We start from the raw sequence: 19,369 nt of genomic DNA, 5'->3' as shown, positions 1-19,369 counted from the left end.
CCGGCCCAGCCATCAAGTAACCGCTCAACGCCCCACCCGTACCGTGCCAGAAGCCCATCCCCTCAAGGTGATCAGACAATGAACGTTCGCCCGTCGGCCGAGATCAACCACGGTCGGATGGTGACGGCGCCGAAGTGCCCGTACATCGCCGGGGCCGCGCTGGACCCGGCCGACCCCGCGTTCGCCGCCGACCCCCATCCGTTCTACGCGGCTCTGCGTGAGCGCGGCCCAGCCGCACGGGTACCGCTGGCCAACGGCTCCGAAGCATGGCTGGTCACCGGCTACGACGAGGTCCGAGGGCTGCTCGCCGACCCCCGGTTCTCCAATGTGCCACCGCGCGGTGCGGGGCGTCCGAAGCCCGACTCCCCCGGCCAGCAGGCCCGTGCCCTGCTGGCCCGGCACATGCTCAACACCGACGCCCCCGACCACGTACGCCTGCGGCACCTGGTGACGAGAACCTTCACGCCCCGACGCGTCGACGCACTGCAGCCCCGCATCCATGAACTGGTCGCCCGGCTGCTGCGGGAGATACCCCGCGGTGCCGAGGTGGACCTTGTCGACGCGTTCGCCTTCCCGCTGCCAGTTCTCGTTATCGGCGAGGTGCTGGGCGTGCCGCCTGCTGACCGCGACGCACTGCGCGAATGGACTTACCAGGTGGGCTCGCCCGCCCACACACTGCCGCCCGGCGCACTGGACGATGCCTGGTCGTCCCTGCACGCATACTTCACGTCCCTGATCGACACCAAACGCCGCGCCCCCGGCGACGATCTGTTCAGCTCGCTCGTACAGGGCGAGCTGGACAACGACGAGCTGCTGGCCATGGCGTTCCTGCTGCTGTTCGCCGGCTACGAGACGACGATGAACCTGCTTGCGTCGGCCGCCCTGCTCCTGCTCACCCATCCCGCGGAGCTGGCCGAGCCGCACTGGCCGCACGTGGTGGAGGAAACACTGCGGCAGGCCAGCCCCCTCGAGGGAGCAACCTGGCGGCGAACGGTGGACGAGGTGGAGCTGAAAGGAACGCGCATCCCGGCCGGTGCGTCCGTACTCGGCGTGCTTGCGGCTGCCAGCCGCGACCCCCTGCGCTATCCGGAACCGGACGCCTTCCGGCCACAGCGGTGGGCCGACGAACGTACGCCGCCGAGCCTCGCATTCGGGCACGGGCCGCACTACTGCGTGGGAGCGCGCCTGGCCCGCTTGGAGGCGCAGATCGCGCTGCCCGCCCTGTTCGAGGCGTTTCCCGGCTTGCAGCTGGCTGCGGACCCGTCACAACTGTCTTACCGCCCAGGGCTGCTGGTGCGTGGACCGCGTGTACTGCCCGTCCGCACCTACTGACCTCCGCAACGCGTCGGCCGGGAACGCTCGGCCCCGAGGGTGCCCGGTCACTCGCCCGGCTTCGGTTACTGACGGGCCTTCCTCAGCGGCCAGAAAACGCGCGTCTTGGCGACATCGTTGGGATAGACCACGTGGTAACGCCCGTTGATGAGCTGCTCGACCGTGCCGCGGGCGCCTGTGTTCTGGTGGTTCTCGTCGAAGCGGATACCGTCCCAGGGCATGATCGTGTCGCGGCCGGGTATCTGCAGCGTGGCCAACGCGGCCCGGATCCGGCCGGGTTCTGCGGATGCGGCCTTGTCGATCGCCTGCGCGAGGGTCATGACCGCCGTGAAGGCGCGCGCCGCGACATCGTCCATCGGGGCGTTGAATCGCCGGCGATACCGGTCGAAAACAGCCCTGGCTGTGGGAACACGCTGGGCGAGGTCCGGCGACCATGCTGCGCGACTGCACAGACCGGCTGCCGCCTGTCCATGCGTTTTCACGAACTTCGGATCGGTGAACCCTGCGCCGAAGGCCAGCAAGGCGGGTGGGGCATAGCCGGTCGAGCTCAGGGCGTCTATGAGACGCCGGGCGTTTTTGGTATAGGCAAGGGCGAATACCACATCGGGCTGGGCCGCCTGGAGCTGTTGGACCTGAGCCGTGAGGTCGGTACTGTCCGCCGGGATCGTCACATCGCGGACGATGTTTCGGCCACTCTGTGCCGCGAGCCGGCTGATCAGAGCGTCTCCGTCCCTGCCATACCGGTCGTCGGTGTGAATGACGGCGATGCGCTTGGTGGGTGTACCTGTGTTCTGTTTCTCCTTCAGCAGCGAGAAGAGTATCTGACCCATCGTCACATCAGTCGGACCGGTACGGAAGAACCAGTTCAGATTACGTTCCGTGAGGGATGCCGCGGAGGAATCACCGTTGACGAAAGGAACGTGCAGCTCCTCCGCATGCGCGCTCGCGGTGAGGGTGACCGCTGACTGATACGCGCCGACGAGTGCCGTGGCGTGGTTGTCCCGGACCAAGCGGTCAACGGCCCGGGGCCCGCGGGCAGGATCACCCGCCGTATCGGCGAACCGTATCCGGATGCCGGCGCCGTCCAGGTGTGGCAGGCCTCGTCCACCGGACAGGGGCAGGTCGATCGAGGGTACGGCCTCGTTGACGAGCTCTACCGCGAGTTCGGCGCCATGCCGTGCGCTCTCACCGAGGGCCGCATCGGGACCGGACAGCGGAGCGAGGTATCCGATGGTGACAGACCGGTCCGCGCCGGTGTGGTCTGAGGCCCCGGTGCACGAGGCGACAAGCGCCAGCGCGGTAAAGGCGAGCATGGCCCTGGTGGGGGCAACCACACGGTTTGCCCTTCCTGCCGAGTTGCAGGAGCGGACCCGAAGCCGGGAGCGAAGGCTGGGGAGGGAAATCGTCAGGTGGTTCACTGCTCGCCGTCCGGGTCGGTTGTGGTCATGCTCTCCACCAATCTGCGATGAGTCCGCCACTCCTCGACGGAACCGAAGACCGCGGAAGGAGTGGAGTCGTCTGAGCCGACAGCCGCCTCGGGCGCAGAAGTCCCGCCGCCCTGCGCACCGGTGTCGGGGGACTCCAGCAATACGGGTTGCTGCGCAGGGCCGTTGCCTGCATTGGACAACAGGGTGTCTGCCGGCGCCCCGGCAAGAAGAGCGACGGGGATCATCACCGAGGCGGTCACTCCCCCATGGGCGGAGGACGCGAGCCACACGCCGATACCGTGCCTCGCCGCGAGCTGGCTGACCACGAACAGTCCCATGGTGCGAACCGACGACGGGTCGATGGGGGGCGGCGTGGCGAGGCGCCGGTTTGCGGTGTCGAGCTGACCGGCGTCCATGCCCCTGCCGTGATCGGTGATCTCGATGCACAGCCCGCTCGGCCGGGTGGAGGAATACCACCTGACGATGACATTGCTTTCCGGCCGTGAGAAGGCGGTGGCGTTCTCCATCAGCTCGGCAAGAAGATGAATGACGTCAATGGCGGAGTCGGAGGTGAGGGTCACATCGGGGACGTCCGCGATGACTATTCGGGTGTAGTGGTCGACTTCGGATGTGGCGGCCATGAGGGCCTGCGCGAGCGGGAGCGCCCGGGTGTGGGCGCGTTTGTTCTGCGCGCCGGCGAGCACCAGCAGGCTCTCGCTGTTGCGCAGCATTCGAGTGACGAGGTGGTCGATCGAGAAGAGGTTCTCCAGTTGGTCGGGGTTGACTTCCTTCTGTTCCAGGCCGTCGACGAGCCGCAGCAGTCTGTTCCCGAGGTGCTGGCTACGGAGGGAGAGGTTGACGAACATCCCGTTGACGCTCTTCCGCAAGGCCGCCTGGTCCTTGGCCAGCCCGAGCGAAGCTTGCTGCAGTGCGTCAACGGCGCGGGCCACTTCTCCGATCTCGTCAGGCGAGGATGTATCGATGGGGACGGCCTTCAGGTCACCGAGATCGTCGACCTGGGCGCTCCGAAGGCGCTTGACAGCCTCGGGCAGTCGTCGGTCGGCGATCTCCATGGCCGACAGCCGGAGTCGCTGAAGGGGCATGGTGAGCGAGCGCACCACAGTGATCGAGATACCGGCGGCCAGAGCCAGCATGACGAGAACCTGCGCTGCGGCGAACAGTGCGGCGCGCTGTTGCCGTGACTGCAGGTCCTGTGAGCGGGAGATCAAGGCGTCAAGGACGTGTGACTCCACGGCCTGCATGAGCTGCAGCTTCTGTGACGACGACCGGTACCATTCGTCGGCCTTGAGTCCCAGGCGTGAGGCGCCGGCCAGCTCGCTGGCACGGTTCTCCAGCGCTTTCGTCCGGGTGACCGCCGCCCCCTTCACCCGGTCGGCATAGAAGGCCTGCTGCGAGGCGCTCGCCGCGGAGAGGAACTCCTCCACGGTTTGCTCCTGGCGCGCGACCGTCCCCGCGAACTCCGGGAACTGGCCGCCCAGGAACGTGTTGCTGGTGAAGACGGCGTTGAGTTCTGCCCGTGACTGGCTTGTGTATTCCGCGGCTTGGGAAATCAGGTCCAGGCTGCGGATCTCCCTCGCCAGAGCCTGGGCTCCCGGCTCTGTCGTGAGGCCCGATCCCAGGTTCAGCAGGCTGGACATGATGTCGGTGTACTGGGCCTGGACCGAACCCTGCGTCAGGCCTGCGGCATCCACGGAAGCCCGCAATTGCGGAAGGCCGTCGAGCGCGTCCGCGACCTCGTCCAACCTGGTTCGAAGCGGAGTGGCGAACGGGGCTTCGATCTCTCCTGAAGCCTGTTTGTAGGCAGCAATGAGGCGGTCGGCGGACGCACGCTGAGTACGTACAGCCTTGCCTCCCGAGGTGCGGCGGCCGCCAATGTATCCGGCGGTGAGGTCCCGCTCGTTCTGCAGCGCATGGCTGAGCTCGAGTGTCGGCCTTTCCAACTGCGCCAGGCTGGAGAGGCGCGCGTAGTCACTCGCGTCCCCGAGGGCGCGGGAGATGGTGCCGACCACCAGCACGGCGGCGAGCAGGGTGGGAACCGCAACAGCGGCCGCCAGCTTCCAGCGAACTCGCCAGGTGCGGGGCGAAACAAAACCGGCGACAACTCCGCCGCCTGATGGGAGTCGGCCGGCCCGACGGCCGGCGGCACCACCGCCCCTGCCGGTTCCGGGCCTCGGCCACGAGGGCTGTCTGTGGGATGTGGAGCGTGGCTGTGTGGGTGGGGCGGGTTGTGCGGGCACGGTGGGACTCACTCGCCTCTCGCGGGAGCTGCTGGGTCGAGGGCGGCGCTACGACGGGCCTGCGCAAGGGCGATCTGTCCACCGTTTCGGCCGACGACGGTGGTGCATGCCCTCGCTTGATCGAGCGCTGCGAGGATACGAAGGTAGAAACGTTCAACAATCCTGCGAGAGGAATGTAGCCTCTCCCGCGTCCCCCGGTCCACTGATTGGTGCGGCCGCTCCCCGCTCCGGCTACGTGCCGACCGGAGACCCCTGTGGACGGCGTCCTGGACTGATGGCGCCGCGCTGGTCACGCACGCACCCGCACAAGGGCCCGACTAATAGGGGGCGTTGGCGTGGGCGGTGAGGTCGGTGCGATTCCACTGACGGTCAGGCGTCCACCACAGCTCGTGGGCGAGTCCGCCGAAGCCCTGACGCACGCGCCGACGCCACCCGGTCCACGTACTGACACGAACGCTCTCACCGTCGCCGCTTCGAACACTCTACCCACATATTGAAGAATCGTTCTACAATCCAACTAGTGGGCTCCGATCGGAATCGGCACGACTGCTGTGGCCGGTTCATCATCGGCCCGCCCTTCATCGACCCGCCCAGCAGCCCGGCCCTGGCCTCGCGCCGCCACCCAGGGCCGACCTCACCCTTTCACCACCGACTCGCACGTACAGGGAGACGCACCCGATGACCGCAACGGAGAGCGAAGTCCACACCATCGCGGGGCAGATAGAAGATCTGCAGCGGCGGATCGGCGAAGCCATGCACCCCGTGGAAGAAGTGCTCGCCCACGGCAGGGTGACCGCCCGCGAGCGCGTGGAGCAGTTGCTCGACGAGAACTCCTTCATCGAGCTGGGCGAGGCTCCCGGGCACCGCCCGAGCATCGCAGGCATGGAGAAGACCTGCCCGTACCGGGACGGAGTGGTCACCGGTTACGGCACGGTCGATGGCCGTCCGGTGGCCGTCTTCTGTCAGGACTCCATGGTCATCGGCGGCGCCCTCGGCGAAGCCTTGAGCCGGAAGATCGTCAAGGTGATGGACTTCGCGTTGAAGACCGGCTGCCCGCTCATAGCCATCAACGACTCCAGCCCGGCCCGCATGCAGGACGGCGTCAGCGCAATGGGCATGTACGGCGAGATCTTCCGCCGCCATGTACATGCCTCCGGAGTCCTCCCCCAGATCTCGCTCGTCATGGGATCGTGCGCAGGCGGAGCCGTCTACTCCCCCGGTCTGAGCGACTTCACCGTGATGGCCGAACGGACCTCTCACATGGTCACCACGGGGCCCGAGCTCATCAAGACGGTCACCGGCGAGAACATCGGCCTGGAAGAGCTGGGCGGGGCCCGTACACACAACACGGTCTCCGGCGTCGCCCACCACATGGCGGGCGACGAGCAGGACGCCATCGAGTACGCCAAGGCGCTGCTGTCCTACCTGCCCTCCAACAACCTCGAGGAACCACCGGCCTTCCCGGAGCAGGCCGACCTGGAGACGTGTGCCGAGGACCTGGAGCTGGACACCCTCATCCCGGACTCCCCGAACCAGCCCTACGACATGCGCCACGTCATCGAGCACATCCTCGACGACAACGAATTCCTCGAGACACAGCCGCTGTTCGCACCGAACATCCTCACCGGCTTCGGCCGCGTCGAGGGCCACGCGGTGGGCATCGTCGCCAATCAGCCGATGCAGTTCGCCGGCTGCCTGGACATCGACGCCTCCGAGAAGGCCGCGCGCTTCGTGCGTACCTGCGACGCCTTCAATGTCCCTGTGCTCACCTTCGTCGATGTGCCCGGCTATCTGCCCCGCACCAACCAGGAGCACGACGGCATCGTCCGGCGCGGCGCCAAGCTGATCTACGCCTACGCGGAAGCCACGGTTCCCCTCATCACAGTCGTCACGCGCAAGGCCTTCGGCGGCGCATACGACGTCATGGGCTCAAAGCACCTGGGCGCCGACCTCAACCTGGCCTGGCCCACCGCGCAGATCGCGGTGATGGGCGCCCAGACCGCGATCAGCATCCTCCACCCGGAAGAGCAGACCGGAACGGAATCCCCGGATGCGGCCACGGTGGAGGAGCAGCGCGCCGAGTTGATAACCGAGTACGAGGAAGCTCTCCTCACTCCCTGCATCGCCGCCGAACGCGGTTACGTCGACGCCGTCATCACACCCTCGCAGACGCGGCAGCACATCGTGCGGGGCCTGCGGGCGCTGCGAACCAAACGCCAGACACTGCCGCCCAAAAAGCACGGCAACATCCCGCTCTAGACCAGCAGCCGCCGTCCGCACGGACGTTGCGGTGAGTACCCACCCCATCCAGGAGCACACCATGCCCCCCATCAAGGTGCTGTACGGGCAGCCCACCCCCGAGGAACTGGCCGCCGTCGTGGCAGTGGTCCAGGCCCGGGCCAGCACTGCGACGGCCGCCCCTGAACTACCCCGAAGAACCGCGGTGTCGGCCTGGACCGACCGCGCGGCCGCCATCGCCATGCGCCGACCGCCCCTCCCTCGATCGGGTCTTTGACTGCGCAGGCGCCGCGCAAACTGGCAGTGGTGCCATGTCCGCCGCGCCAGCCACCCGCGCACACCAGGACCTCCTCCCGGCAAGCCCGAAAAACAAAGAGATCCCGCCCGATCTGATCGATCGGGCGGGATCTCCTCAACCGCTCCCCCGCGAAGGCAGGAGCGGCCCGCCTACGCGAGGGTGATGTTCTCCGCCTGCGGGCCCTTCTGGCCCTGCGTGACGTCGAACGTCACCTGCTGGCCTTCCTGAAGCTCACGAAAGCCCGAGGAGTTGATGTTGGAGTAGTGGGCGAACACGTCCGGACCACCACCGTCCTGGGCGATGAAGCCGAAGCCCTTTTCCGAGTTGAACCACTTCACGGTACCGCTGGCCATGTGTCCTCCAAGGGGACTCGAAGTCGGCTCCCGCACCGTGCGGGAGCCGGAGGTGATCGCCCTGGTCCTCAGAGACGCTGAACATCAAAACCGCCCGTGCGGAATGCCCACGGGCGAGAGTGCTTCGGAACCACGACAGCTGACAGTGACGCTACACGCACGGGCGGGTTACCACCACGACAATGATCAGCCGGATACCGCGGAGATTGGCCGACATGGTCGTTGCCTTCTTGTACCCGCTGAGCAGGCGCGGGAGTGCACCTCGATCCTGTCGGACGCACATGGTGAAGCGGTGGATGACCCGCCGGTTGGGTGGTACGCCTGCCGATCGAGGGTAAAGGTCCTGGCCCGAGTGCGTATCATCCGCGAACAACACGGCGAAGAGAGCGGGATGTCATGTCCGAGCAGTGGGAGAACACCAACCTCAAGGATCAGTACGGCACGCAGTTGGCTGCCGACCTCGAGCGCAATGAGAAGGAGCAGGAACACCTCAAGACCCAACTCACCGCGCTGCAGCGGGACCACGCGCTTCTTTTGAGCCTGCAGCAGGCCTTGGAAAGCGGTGCTTCCCCGGTCGGCTCCGGTGAGCGTGTCACGGCCGACGTACACTCGACCGGGGCCGAATCAGGCACCGCGGTCAATCAGGCGGCTGTACCGCGTGCGCGAAAGGGCAAGGGCGAGACACACGCCGGCTCCGGCCGGCCGAAGAAGGCGGCCGCCCCGGCCAAGACGGCAGCCAAGGCAAAGTACAGCGGAAAGCCCACACTTCGAGACCTCGTCGCCGGCCACCTCGCCGAGCAGCACGAACCGCGCTCAGTTGCCGAAGTCACCGCCGAACTCACGACAGCGCACCCGGACCGCACCCTGAGCGCCACGGTGGTGCGCAACACCCTCGAAAACCTGGTCGCGAAGGCGGAGGTCGAACGCACGAAGCAGGGCGGCTCGGTCTACTACACCGCGGTCCGCCCACAACCCTCGGCAGAAGCAATCGCCGAACCCGTGGCAGTGGAGGCCTAGGAGCTCGAGTTCGGACGCTCGCCACTCTGTTCATGACGTGTGAGGCACACGCCAGGACCTCGCGCACCGCTCTACGGACTCCGTGCGGAGTACGTGTCGCCCGTACGGGGGTAGTACGTGCGGCCCGTACGGGGGTCACCCGGCACGGTTGGCGGCGGCCAGGACTGCGAGCACCGAGGCGGTCAGGATGGAGGTGTCCTGGCCCGCGCTCCAGGCCGTGGCGGTGCCCGTAGAGCACTGGGCACAGGCCACGGCCGGCTGCCGGGCATGGCCCGGGCTGTCGGCGCGATCAGGTGAGTTCGGTGCCCCGGGTTTCGGGGAGGCCGAGAAGGGCGATGAGTGCGAGCCCGTATCCGATGGCGCCGTAGATGAGGGCGCCGCCGACACCTGCCGACGAGAAGCCGACAGCCGTCGGGAAAATCGCCCCGAGCGCGCGTCCCACGTTGTAGCTGAAGCTCTGGCCGGTGCCGCGCACCGCGCCGGGGTAGAGCTCGGCCAGGTAGGAGCCGAATCCGGAGAATATGGCGGAGGCGCTGAACCCCAGAGGGAAACCGAGGACCAGGAGAAGAGAGTTGGAGCCCTGGGGGATGTTGACGTAGGCCATCAAGAGGCCCGCACTGAGGAACGCGAAGAGGGCGAAGACGATCTTGCGTCCCAGGCGGTCGACGAGGTGACCCGCGGTGATGTAGCCGCAGAAGGCACCGCTGATGAGCACGAACAGGTATCCGCCGGTGCCGACGACCGTCAGTCCGCGCTCCGTCTTGAGGTAGGCCGGCAACCAGGTGGCGAAGGTGTAGTAGCCCCCCATCACACCGGTGGAGAGCAGGGTCGCGAAGAGCGTCTTGCGGGCGAGGCCGCCGCGGAAGATCGATGACAGCGGAGCTCGTGCTTCCTTCTTGGCCATCCGCTCCGTCACCTCGGGAGCGTCCTTGACGTTACGACGCACATAGACCAGCAGCAGCGCCGGCATCGCCCCGGTCCAGAACAGCACACGCCAGGCGATGCCTTGGTCGATGTTGTCCATGACCACGGTGCCGACGATGACGGCCAGCGCCCAGCCGACCGCCCAGGCGCTCTGGACCCAGGCGAGGACCCGGCCGCGATAGCGCGCACTGGCGTACTCGGCGACCAGGATCGCACCGGCCGCCCACTCACCACCGAAGCCGATTCCTTGCAGTGCCCGCAGGCCCAGCAGCATCGGATAGTTCACGGCGAAGCCGCACAGCACGGTGAACAGGGCGTAGGTGGTCACTGTGATCATGAGTGTCTTGACCCGGCCGACTCTGTCGATCAGGCCCCCCGCGACGACGCCGCCGAGCGCGGACGAGAGCAAGGTGACCGTCGTCAGAAGGCCGGTCTGGGCCGTACTGAGGCCGAAGTAGGCCGCGATGGCGACCATGCCCATCGGCAGCACGAGGAAGTCGTAGGAATCGAGAGCGTATCCACCGAAGGCCCCCTTGAAGGCGCGGCGACCCGGTGAAGACAGCGACCTGTACCAGCTGAATGGCCCGGTCGTCTCACCAACGGCTCCTGCGGGGGGACTGGTTGGGGTGGTTGTCACAGTCACGGTGACCTCACGGGAGAGAGGAGGAACCCCGACGTCCGTTGAACGGCCTTCACGGCGTCCGCGGGACACGGGAGGCAGGTCAGCGGTTCACCAGGGACGCGTCGGGCTCAGGTTCGGCTGCGAACTCCGCCCACACCACGTAGCCGTGAGGCAGGCGCAGGGTGCCCCACTTCGAGGACAGGGCTTCGACCAGATACAGACCCCGTCCATCGCAATGGGTGTCATCCCCGGCCTCGCGCGGAACCGGAATGTTGTTCCAGCCGGATCCGTAGTCGCCCACCTCGACCCGGATCACATCGTCAGCCGCAGTGCGGATGCGCCGTACGGTGTGCCAGATGGGGCCGGACCCGTGGCAGATCGCATTGGTGACGAGTTCGGAGACGATCAGTGTCACATCGTCGATCAGATGACACAGCCGCCAGTCCCGCAGCCGGTCGGCAGCCTGCCGCCGGGCCGACTGAGCAGATTCGGGCGCAGAAGGCAGGATCCAGGTTGCTCGGTCCGCGGCGCCAACACTCGGGAGGGCGGGGTGCTCCTGAGGGGAGGTGAAGGGAAGCATTGCTTGCTCGCTAGGGAAGGGCGTGGCCGAGTTGCCGGAACTACAGTGGCCGCGCGGCGGTCCGCCTACGAGAAGGCTCGAGAGCGGGAGGACGATGGCTGACGCCGCGGCTTTGGCTGGACTTCGAGAACGAAGCCAATCGACTCTGAGTCGCAGCCTCTGCCTAACCTCTGCGTAGAATTGTTCTACGATTCCCTCATTGGACTATCACCTCGCCCGGGCGCTGTCAACCCCTCCCCAGTGAGCCCGGAGCCCCGGCGAGAGGACCCGGGCGCCCCGCCGACAGGGACGCCAGGCCATAGAACGCGCCGGGTAATAATCGAGCAAAGTAGGCGGTATCGCCTCGCCCCCGGGTCGCCCCGCTCCACCTGGCGTCAGCGCACGAATCGCGCACGGCTCGCGATGAGCGGCCCCACCGACCTCGGGGGGAAACCCGGAGGTCAGAGGCTTGGGGTGGGTTCCGCAGCGATGGCCTCGGAGTGCCTCTTGACCAGCTGCTTCTCGGCGTCGTTCAGGTACGACGCAAGAAGCAGCTCCGCATTGACCGTGTCCGCCGCCTTGAGGGCAGCGAGGATGTCACGGTTGCGGGCCAGATACGGCTCGTGGAAGGCGCGCGAGTTTTCCATGCCGTGGAAGACCAGGCGCAGTTCCGCGAGTACACCGCGCATCAGATCGTCCAGGCGGGTGCTGTGGGCAAGGGCGACGATGGCACCGTGGAAGTGGATGTTGGCGCTGCCCAGCTCACGCCAGTCGCCTTCCTTGGCGGCCTTCTCCCCTTCGGCGACCGCGGCCTCGGCGTTGCTCAGGTCGTAGGGCGGCATACCGAGATTGCGCACCGCGGCGCATTCGATGAGCCTGCGGACCTGGTAGATGTCGATGACGTCCTGGACGGTGAGGACGCGGACGAAGACACCCCGGTTGAGTTCGTGTACCAGCAGCCTCTCGTGGGTGAGAAGGCGAAACGCCTCACGGAGGGTGTTGCGCGAGATCCCCAGGGCGCTGCCAATGGCGTCTTCCGAGAGCTTGCTGCCCGGCGGCAGATAGCCCTCGGCGATACGCGCGCGCAAGATGTCAGCAACCCGGTCGGCGGTGCTGGAGCGCCCGAGTAGTGCGCGGTCGCTGAAGAGACCGGTCGGGTCGACCTCGGCTGCCATGGTTCATCCTTCTCACGTGGGCCGCCAGGATCGCCGGCGGAATGGAAGCAGGCCTGCTGGGGACCAGTCAACCGGAAACGTGGGAACAAAACAACAGAGCGCTTGTCGGATCGTTCAACGATCCTCTACACTGACGTTGTGTTGCGGTGATCCGCCGGTCATATTCCACCTGACCCAGTCCCGGAGGGCAGCAAGTCAGGAAGGGCGGCGGGGAGAATATCCCCATGCCGGCTCGCAACCGCACGCCTGTGCCGCTTTGACGCGGCGGTAACTTCTGGGTCTGCCGCGCGGCGCCCGTGACGAGAGGACTGCTGATGGCCACAGTCGCCCATCCCGGTGCCCTGACGCCCGCCCAGGCGCGGACCATGTTCCGCGAGGGCACGAGCCTGCCCACCGCGGGCTGGTGTGCCGCATGCACCCAGGTCAACATCATCACAGTCCCCTCCGACTGGGCCCATGACGTTCACATGTTCTGTCGGCAGAACCCCCAACCCTGTCCGGTGCTCGACATCGCGGACCGGGGGTCGTGGACCACGGCACTCGCCCCCGGCGCGGACCTTCGCACCGACCTTCCGCTCTACCACGTCTGGGAGCACGGCCGGATGATCGCCGAGCAGACCGATGTCGTCGATCTCTGGCGCGAAGACCTGGTGACCTTCCTGATCGGATGCAGCTTCACCTTCGAGTCCGCGCTGACCGAAGCGGGTGTGCCACTACGGCATGTCTCCCAGGGGGGCAACGTTGCCATGTACGTGACGGATCGTGAGTGCCGTCCGGGCGGCCGGCTGCTCGGCCCCTTGGTGGTGTCCATGCGCCAGGTCCCGGCCGGCCTCGTGGATACCGCGACACGCGTGACCTCCGAGATGCCCGCGGTACACGGCGGCCCGGTCCACACCGGAGACCCGGCAGGCCTGGGCATCAAGGACTTCACCCATCCGGACTTCGGCGACCCGGTAGAGGCCGAGCCGGGCGATGTGCCCATGTTCTGGGCCTGCGGCGTCACTCCACAGGCAGCACTGATGGCATCCCGGCCGCCGTTCGCGATCACTCATGCGCCGGGACACATGCTGATCACCGATGCACGGGACACGGACTACCGCGTTGGATGACACCGGAGCGGCAGAGGACATGGGCGGCGGACGGCTTCAGGGAGACCACCAAGCGATGACAGACATCGTGATCGACCTCAACGCAGACCTCGCGGAGGGCTACGGGCGATGGATCCTCACCGACGACGAGGCCATGTTGTCGGTGGTGACCAGCGCCAATGTCGCCTGCGGCTTCCACGCCGGCGATCCCAGCATCATGCGCAAGGTCTGCGACATCGCCGCCGAGCGGGGTGTGAGGATCGGAGCGCAGGTCTCCTACCGGGACCTGGCCGGTTTCGGGCGACGGGCCATGGACGTGCCCAGCGACGAACTGGCCGACGAGGTCACCTACCAGATCGGCGCGCTTCAGGTGTTCGCCAAGGCCGCCGGGGCGAAGGTGGCCTACGTAAAGCCGCACGGGGCCCTCTACAACCGCGTCGTCGCCGACAAGGAACAGGCGTCCGCCGTAGCCGCGGGCACCCGGCTCGCCGACCCGGGCTTGCCGGTCATGTGCCTGCCCGACTCGGCCATGCATCTGGAGGCCCGGCGAGCGGGACTTGAGGTGATCAGCGAGGCATTCGTCGACCGTGCCTACACCGCGGCGGGGACCCTGGTTCCGCGCGGCACACCGGGCGCGGTGATCACAGACCCCCGGGAGGTCGCCCAGCGGGCGGTCATGCTCGCCCGAGAGGGCCGCGCCACCACCCTGGACGGGGAGACCGTGCACGTACAGGCGCGGTCGCTGTGTCTGCACGGCGACACCCCCGGCGCGGTCGAGATCGCGCGGCAGGTCCGTTCGGCGCTGGAGACGGCCGGAGTCACGCTGGAGGCGTTCGTATGAGACTGCTGCCAGTCGGCGAACACTCGCTGCTCATCGACCTGAACACGCCGCAGGAGGCCCAGGCGTGGCACACCGAGATACTGCGCCGTCACGGGGAGGGCACGCTGGCGCCGGTCCGGGAGATCGTTCCCGGAGAGAAGACCGTGCTCCTGTACGGAGCATCCGATCTCCCGGCCCTGTACAGGGCGCTGCGCCGCTGGTCCGTCCCCCCGCTGGCGACGAACAGCGGCCCTCTGGTGGAGATCCCGGTGCATTACAACGGAGCCGATCTCGCTGCGGTCGCCGAGATGTGGGGGGTGAGCGAAGACGACGTGGCGCGCGTGCACAGCAGCGTCGAGCACCGGGTCGCCTTCTCTGGATTCGCCCCGGGATTCGCGTACATGACCGGACTCGACGAGCGGTATCACGTGCCTCGCCGAGCCGAACCCCGCACCTCGGTCCCCGCGGGATCCGTCGCCATCGCAGGCCACTACACGGGCATCTACCCGCGTCCCTCGCCGGGCGGCTGGCAGCTGATCGGAACAACTCCCGTGCGTCTGTGGGACTTGGAACGCCGGCCGGCGACGTTGCTGGCACCGGGCACGCGGGTACGGTTCGTGCCCCAGGGGCCTGCAGCAGGGACCACGGAGCGACGTCTGGGACGGACGAACGCCGAGGGGGCCGTCGCATGAGCGGCAAGCTGGAAGTGGTACGCGCCGGAGCGCTCACCACGATCCAGGACCTGGGACGCTTCGGCCACGCCGGGCTGGGCGTGCCTCGCTCCGGAGCACTCGACCAGCCGGCCCACCGACTGGCGAACCGGCTGGTGGGCAACTCCGCCGACGCCGCAACGCTGGAGACCACGCTGACAGGCGTGGCTGTACGCACCACCCAGGCCGTGACCGTCGCCGTGACCGGAGCGCCCGCTCCGGTGCGGATCAACGACCGGCCGGCGCCCTGGGCGAGCGCTGTGCATCTGCCCGCCGGTGCGGTGCTGGATGTGGGCGCCGCCACCAGCGGTCTGCGGAGCTATGTCGCCATCGGCGGAGGCATCGCGGTCGCCCCCGTACTCGGCAGCCGTTCCACCGACCTCCTCTCCTGCCTCGGGCCCGCCCTCCTCAGGGACGGAGACACCCTCCCCGTGGGCGAGACAATGGGCCAACCGATCCATACCGACATGGCACTGTGGGAGGGCCCGCCGCAGGAACTGGTGCTGCCCGTATTGCTCGGCCCGCGTGACGACTGGTTCACCGCTGAGGCCGTACGGACCCTTGGCGCAGCCCGGTTCTCCGTCTCCCCCCACAGCAACCGCATCGCGCTGCGCATGAACGGGCCCGCCCTGGAGCGGGCTGTACACGGTGAACTGGCCAGCGAAGGCATGGTGGTTGGAGGAATCCAGGTGCCGCCTGACGGAAAACCCGTGGTCTTCCTCGCCGACTGCCCGACAACGGGCGGCTATCCCGTGATCGGCGTGGTGCCGGAGAGGCGGCTGGCCGCAGCCGCGCAGGCGGCGCCGGGCCTTCCAGTCCGCTTCGTGCCGATGCGCCGCCCGCGCCCCAGCCCGTCCGGGCGATGATGAGCGGATCGGCGGGGACAGCGGCGTCCCGCCCGGCGGGGCAGTGAACTCAGGCGAGTTCGGTTCCGCGGGTTTCGGGGAGGCCCAGGAGGGCGACGAGGGCAACCACGTAGCCGATGACTCCGTAGATCAGGGCTCCCCCGACGCCTGCGCTGCCTGCTGTGAAGCCGACCGCGGTGGGGAAGAAGGCGCCGACGGCGCGGCCGACGTTGTAGGTGAAGCTCTGGCCGGTGCCACGGACGGCGTTGGGGTAGAGCTCGGCGAGGAAGGAGCCGAATCCGGCGAAGATGGCGGAGGCGCAGAAGCCAAGGGGGAAGCCCAGGAAGAGCAGGAGGGTGTTGGCTCCTTGGGGGATGTTGATGTAGGCCAGCAGCAGGCCGGCGCTGAGGACCGCGAACAGGGCGAAGGACTTCTTGCGTCCCAGGAAGTCGATGACATAGCCGGCCGTGAGGTAGCCGCAGAAGGCGCCGGTGATGAGAAGGGACAGATAGCCGCCGGTGCCGACCACCGTCAGGCCGCGTTCGGTCTTGAGAAAGGTGGGCAGCCACGTGGCGATGGTGTAGTAGCCACCCTGCACGCCGGTGGCCAGCAGTGTGGCGAAGAACGTCTTGCGGGCGAGGCTGCCCTTGAAGATCGATGACAGCGAAACGCGCACTTCTTTCCTCGCCAGCCGCTCGGTCACCTCCGGGGAATCCTGGACGTTGCGGCGCACGTAGACCAGCAGCAGTGCCGGCAGGGCACCGGTCCAGAACATCACGCGCCAGGCGATGTCCGGGGAGAGGTTGTTCATGACCAGGGTGCTCACGATGACCGCCAGGCCCCATCCGACGGCCCAGGCGCTTTGGATGAAGGCGAGGACGCGGCCGCGGTAGCGGGTTCTGGCGTACTCGGCCACCAGGACCGCACCGGCTGCCCACTCGCCGCCGAAGCCCACGCCCTGGAACGCCCGGGTCACCAGCAGCATCGGGTAGTTGACGGCGAAACCACACAGAACAGTGAACACGGCGTAGGTGGAGACGGTGATCATGAGGGTCTTGACCCGGCCGACCCGGTCGATCAGCACGCCCGCCAGGACTCCGCCCACTGCTGACATCAGCAGCGTGACCGTGGTCAGCAGACCCGCCTGTGCCTGGCTGATGCCGAAGTAGGCCGCGATGGCCACCATGCTCAGCGGCAGCACCTGGAAGTCGTAGGAATCAAGACCGTATCCGCCAAACGCCCCCTTGAAGGCGCGGCGTCCCTGCGGGGTGAACGACCGATACCAGGCGAACGGGCCGGTCGTCTCCCCACTGACTGCCGGAGGGCTGGTGGGAGTGGAAGTCACGGTGCGGCACCTCACTGCAGTGCGGGTACCCAAAAAGTCTGCCCGAGAGAGTCGGGGCGGGTCTACATGGGTCTCACCAGGACAGTCTCCTGGCCGACGGGACGTCCGGCGGGAGCTCGGGCGATTCGGCCCTGGGTCATTCCAGGCGCAACGCGCCCGTCGGCGGTCATGTGGCGGGGCTGTCCTTGGCCCGCCGGTCACGCCCTGCCGCGGCCGAGGCGAGCCGGGCAGCGCGGATGGTGAGGTGGTGCCGTTCCGGAAGGCTGGTCGTACGGTTTGCCGCCGCGCGGTAGTTCTCGATGGCGGCCGGCCGGTCACCGAGCATTTCGAGGAGATGGGCACGTACCGCATACAGGCGGTGATGTCCCGCCAGCCGCCCGTCGGCGTCGAGGGCCTCGACGATGTCGAGGCCGGCGGCCGGGCCGTGGACCATGGCGGCGGCGACGGCCCGGTTGAGTGAGACCACGGGGTTGGCCGAGAGGCGTTCCAGCACTCCGTACAGCGCGAGAATCTGCGGCCAGTCGGTCTCCTCGACGTGCTTCGCCTCGTCGTGGACGGCGGCCACCGCCGCCTGGACCTGGTACGGGCCGACGGGCCCCCTGGGCAGGGCGCCGGTGACCAGTGCGATGCCCTCGTCGATGGCACGGCCGTCCCACAGGCTCCGGTCCTGTTCGGCGAGCGGGATCAGCTCGCCGCCCGGTCCCGTACGCGCCGGGCTGCGCGCATGGTTGAGAAGCATCAGCGCGAGAAGTCCGGCGACCTCGCTGTCATCGGGGAGGTGTTGGTGCACGGCTCTGGCCAGCCGGATCGCCTCCCGTGACAGTTCGACGCGCTGCAGCTCGGGGCCGACGCTGCTGGTGTAGCCCTCGTTGAAGATCAGATAGAGAACGGACAGCATGGCATCGAGCCGGGGCCCCCAGTCGGTGCGGTCCGGCATCTCGAAGGGGATCCCGGAGGTCTTGATCCGCTGCTTGGCCCGGCTGATCCGCTGGGCCATGGTCGCCTCGGGGACCATGAAGGCCCGTGCGATCTCGGCCGTGGTCAGACCTCCCACCGACCGCAGGGTGAGGGCGACCGCCGACGCGGGCGTCAGGGCGGGGTGAGCGCACATGAACAACAGGATCAGTGTGTCGTCCCGGTCCGGCGGCGTCTCTTCGTCGGCCGGCGGGGCCGACCGCCGGTCGGCGGGCTCCCGTCTGGCCGCGAGCTCCTCCCGGCGGCGGCGCGCCCGTTCGCTGCGCACCTGCTCGGTCAGACGCCGGCTCGCGACCTGGATCAGCCAGCCCCGCGGATTGTGCGGCACACCGCCGTCCGGCCACTGGGTCGCGGCGGCCAGCAGCGCCTCCTGAACCGCGTCCTCGGCGGTGTCGAAGTCCCCGTACTGCCGGGTGAGCACACCGACGACCTGCGGCGCCAGTTCGCGCAGCAGGCCGTTGGTGTCCGCGTCCGTTGCGGCCAGCGCCTACAACTCCTCGGTCGGTGCCGACATCACCTGGCGCACCTCGATCGGCATGTTCAACGGGGCGGCGCCGGGGCCGGGTGCGGCCGAGATGTACGCGGCGATCTCGTAGGCGCGCTCCGGACTCTCGCAGTCGACGATCCAGAACCCCGCCAGGAACTCCTTGGTCTCAGGGTAGGGGCCTTCGGTGATCAGCGGCGCTCCGTCCTTCCCCGCGCGCACGATCCGGGCCTGTTCCGGCATGGCCAGCCCCTGTGCCTCAACCAGCTCCCCCGCGTCGGCGATCTTCTTGTTCGCGTCCATCATGAACGCGATGTGCGCCTGAATCTCCTCCGGAGTCCAGGTCGCGATCGACGGGAAGTCCGCCGTCTGCTCGCTGAACTGCATCAGCAGCATGTACTTCATGGCCTGCTCCTCACACTCGTGCGCCACGTCGGCGCTCTCATGGACAGGTAGAAACTGGCGTCGCTTTCTCGACATCCTCGGCGAAGATCTGCCGAAAAAGTTTCACGGTGGCCTGCTGGAGCCGATGTGCCGACGTTGACGACGCCGGACCGATGGTGATCTGCAGGCGAGCCGGGGGCGTCGCATGCCGACCGTGAACCGGCCGGTGACCTGAAACCACAGACAGGGCAGCAAACCCGAGGACAACGCGACCGCGCCTGACACCGGGCCCCTCGGCAACGGCTTCGGTGCCGGCAAGGACCCTGACCGACGACCGGTTGGGTGGCCAATCCCCCTCCGTGCACCCGCCGTTGATGCGATGGACGTCATTGACCCGGGGCACCGACCCTCATATTGTTTGGGCCCAAATATTTAACCGCTGCGTGGCAACTCCCGCAGCAGGGCCGGACATCGCGTCCTCCCCCCACTCGCCCAGGAGGTACCTTGCGCACACG

At 67.8% G+C, this 19,369-nt stretch carries 17 protein-coding genes; 8 read left to right on the top strand and 9 right to left on the bottom strand.

Annotation, left to right across the window (positions count from 1 at the left end; genetic code table 11):
* Nucleotides 1-78: 78 nt before the first annotated feature.
* Nucleotides 79-1,332: a cytochrome P450 family protein gene (locus tag ACQEVG_RS16485; RefSeq protein ID WP_432983614.1), complete on the top strand. Its 1,254-nt coding sequence runs from the start codon at nt 79-81 to the stop codon at nt 1,330-1,332.
* 65 nt (nt 1,333-1,397) lie between these two features.
* Here the strand turns inward: ACQEVG_RS16485 and ACQEVG_RS16480 are convergent, their stop codons facing one another.
* Together ACQEVG_RS16480 and ACQEVG_RS16475 are read right to left on the bottom strand one after the other, a co-directional pair.
* Nucleotides 1,398-2,666, bottom strand: a complete 1,269-nt coding sequence (locus ACQEVG_RS16480) for an ABC transporter substrate-binding protein (protein ID WP_432983611.1) — start codon at nt 2,664-2,666, stop codon at nt 1,398-1,400.
* Nucleotides 2,667-2,746: 80 nt separating this feature from the next.
* Entirely contained in the window at nt 2,747-4,795 is a 2,049-nt protein-coding gene (locus ACQEVG_RS16475) for a nitrate- and nitrite sensing domain-containing protein (RefSeq protein WP_432983608.1), read from the bottom strand.
* Between the two features lie 900 nt (nt 4,796-5,695).
* Here ACQEVG_RS16475 and ACQEVG_RS16470 point away from each other — a divergent pair.
* Nucleotides 5,696-7,276 carry an acyl-CoA carboxylase subunit beta gene (locus ACQEVG_RS16470; RefSeq protein ID WP_432983605.1) on the top strand — a complete coding sequence of 527 codons (1,581 nt, stop codon included), beginning with the start codon at nt 5,696-5,698 and terminating at the stop codon, nt 7,274-7,276.
* Between the two features lie 61 nt (nt 7,277-7,337).
* Entirely contained in the window at nt 7,338-7,532 is a 195-nt protein-coding gene (locus ACQEVG_RS16465; protein ID WP_432983602.1) for an acyl-CoA carboxylase epsilon subunit, read from the top strand.
* Between the two features lie 170 nt (nt 7,533-7,702).
* On the opposite strand, the gene ACQEVG_RS16460 is transcribed toward ACQEVG_RS16465, so the two are convergent.
* Nucleotides 7,703-7,906, bottom strand: coding sequence for a cold-shock protein (locus ACQEVG_RS16460; protein WP_432983599.1), 204 nt, complete (start codon nt 7,904-7,906; stop codon nt 7,703-7,705).
* A gap of 396 nt (nt 7,907-8,302) precedes the next feature.
* Between ACQEVG_RS16460 and ACQEVG_RS16455 the strand changes: the two genes are divergently transcribed.
* Nucleotides 8,303-8,923, top strand: coding sequence for a hypothetical protein (locus ACQEVG_RS16455; RefSeq protein WP_432983596.1), 621 nt, complete (start codon nt 8,303-8,305; stop codon nt 8,921-8,923).
* Between the two features lie 289 nt (nt 8,924-9,212).
* On the opposite strand, the gene ACQEVG_RS16450 is transcribed toward ACQEVG_RS16455, so the two are convergent.
* From ACQEVG_RS16450 to ACQEVG_RS16440, 3 genes are all read right to left on the bottom strand, one after another.
* Entirely contained in the window at nt 9,213-10,484 is a 1,272-nt protein-coding gene (locus ACQEVG_RS16450) for an MFS transporter (RefSeq protein WP_432983593.1), read from the bottom strand.
* 85 nt (nt 10,485-10,569) lie between these two features.
* The gene (locus tag ACQEVG_RS16445; RefSeq protein ID WP_432983590.1) at nt 10,570-11,049 is read right to left on the bottom strand and encodes an ATP-binding protein; all 480 of its coding nucleotides are present in this window, start codon (nt 11,047-11,049) and stop codon (nt 10,570-10,572) included.
* A 440-nt stretch (nt 11,050-11,489) separates the two neighbouring features.
* Entirely contained in the window at nt 11,490-12,203 is a 714-nt protein-coding gene (locus ACQEVG_RS16440; RefSeq protein ID WP_432983587.1) for a GntR family transcriptional regulator, read from the bottom strand.
* 314 nt (nt 12,204-12,517) lie between these two features.
* On the opposite strand from ACQEVG_RS16440, the gene ACQEVG_RS16435 reads away from it, so the two are divergent.
* From ACQEVG_RS16435 to ACQEVG_RS16420, 4 genes are read left to right on the top strand one after another with little or no spacing between them, the layout of a single operon-like run.
* A complete protein-coding gene (locus ACQEVG_RS16435; protein WP_432983584.1) occupies nt 12,518-13,312 on the top strand; it encodes a putative hydro-lyase in 795 nt (264 codons plus the stop codon).
* A 55-nt stretch (nt 13,313-13,367) separates the two neighbouring features.
* Nucleotides 13,368-14,132, top strand: coding sequence for a LamB/YcsF family protein (locus tag ACQEVG_RS16430; protein WP_432983581.1), 765 nt, complete (start codon nt 13,368-13,370; stop codon nt 14,130-14,132).
* Nucleotides 14,129-14,803 carry a 5-oxoprolinase subunit PxpB gene (pxpB, locus tag ACQEVG_RS16425; protein ID WP_432983578.1) on the top strand — a complete coding sequence of 225 codons (675 nt, stop codon included), beginning with the start codon at nt 14,129-14,131 and terminating at the stop codon, nt 14,801-14,803. The genes ACQEVG_RS16430 and pxpB overlap by 4 nt, the downstream gene beginning before the upstream one ends.
* Complete coding sequence (locus ACQEVG_RS16420; protein WP_432983575.1) at nt 14,800-15,687, top strand: biotin-dependent carboxyltransferase family protein; 888 nt, start codon at nt 14,800-14,802, stop codon at nt 15,685-15,687. The genes pxpB and ACQEVG_RS16420 overlap by 4 nt, the downstream gene beginning before the upstream one ends.
* 49 nt (nt 15,688-15,736) lie before the next feature.
* Here the strand turns inward: ACQEVG_RS16420 and ACQEVG_RS16415 are convergent, their stop codons facing one another.
* The 3 genes from ACQEVG_RS16415 to ACQEVG_RS16405 all read right to left on the bottom strand — a co-directional run bounded on the left by ACQEVG_RS16415 (nt 15,737) and on the right by ACQEVG_RS16405 (nt 18,875).
* A complete protein-coding gene (locus tag ACQEVG_RS16415; protein ID WP_432983572.1) occupies nt 15,737-17,011 on the bottom strand; it encodes an MFS transporter in 1,275 nt (424 codons plus the stop codon).
* A 166-nt stretch (nt 17,012-17,177) separates the two neighbouring features.
* The gene (locus ACQEVG_RS16410) at nt 17,178-18,470 is read right to left on the bottom strand and encodes an RNA polymerase sigma factor (protein ID WP_432985395.1); all 1,293 of its coding nucleotides are present in this window, start codon (nt 18,468-18,470) and stop codon (nt 17,178-17,180) included.
* Between the two features lie 3 nt (nt 18,471-18,473).
* On the bottom strand, nt 18,474-18,875 hold the full coding sequence (locus tag ACQEVG_RS16405) for a YciI family protein (protein ID WP_432983569.1): 402 nt from the start codon (nt 18,873-18,875) through the stop codon (nt 18,474-18,476).
* Nucleotides 18,876-19,369 lie beyond the last annotated feature (494 nt).

Source organism: Streptomyces sp. CA-135486 (assembly GCF_050936555.1).
Lineage (GTDB): Bacteria > Actinomycetota > Actinomycetes > Streptomycetales > Streptomycetaceae > Streptomyces.
The sequence above is the reverse complement of the archived record's forward strand: the minus strand, read 5'-3'. Positions and strand labels throughout refer to the sequence as shown.

Excerpts from the sequence above, each read along its gene's own strand:
- ACQEVG_RS16485 (WP_432983614.1), top strand. The coding sequence starts at position 79 with ATGAACGTTCGCCCGTCGGCCGAGATCAACCACGGTCGGATGGTGACG.
- ACQEVG_RS16470 (WP_432983605.1), top strand. The coding sequence starts at position 5,696 with ATGACCGCAACGGAGAGCGAAGTCCACACCATCGCGGGGCAGATAGAA.
- ACQEVG_RS16465 (WP_432983602.1), top strand. The coding sequence starts at position 7,338 with ATGCCCCCCATCAAGGTGCTGTACGGGCAGCCCACCCCCGAGGAACTG.
- ACQEVG_RS16460 (WP_432983599.1), bottom strand. The coding sequence starts at position 7,906 with ATGGCCAGCGGTACCGTGAAGTGGTTCAACTCGGAAAAGGGCTTCGGC.
- ACQEVG_RS16455 (WP_432983596.1), top strand. The coding sequence starts at position 8,303 with ATGTCCGAGCAGTGGGAGAACACCAACCTCAAGGATCAGTACGGCACG.
- ACQEVG_RS16445 (WP_432983590.1), bottom strand. The coding sequence starts at position 11,049 with ATGCTTCCCTTCACCTCCCCTCAGGAGCACCCCGCCCTCCCGAGTGTT.
- ACQEVG_RS16440 (WP_432983587.1), bottom strand. The coding sequence starts at position 12,203 with ATGGCAGCCGAGGTCGACCCGACCGGTCTCTTCAGCGACCGCGCACTA.
- ACQEVG_RS16435 (WP_432983584.1), top strand. The coding sequence starts at position 12,518 with ATGGCCACAGTCGCCCATCCCGGTGCCCTGACGCCCGCCCAGGCGCGG.
- ACQEVG_RS16430 (WP_432983581.1), top strand. The coding sequence starts at position 13,368 with ATGACAGACATCGTGATCGACCTCAACGCAGACCTCGCGGAGGGCTAC.
- pxpB (WP_432983578.1), top strand. The coding sequence starts at position 14,129 with ATGAGACTGCTGCCAGTCGGCGAACACTCGCTGCTCATCGACCTGAAC.
- ACQEVG_RS16420 (WP_432983575.1), top strand. The coding sequence starts at position 14,800 with ATGAGCGGCAAGCTGGAAGTGGTACGCGCCGGAGCGCTCACCACGATC.
- ACQEVG_RS16405 (WP_432983569.1), bottom strand. The coding sequence starts at position 18,875 with ATGAAGTACATGCTGCTGATGCAGTTCAGCGAGCAGACGGCGGACTTC.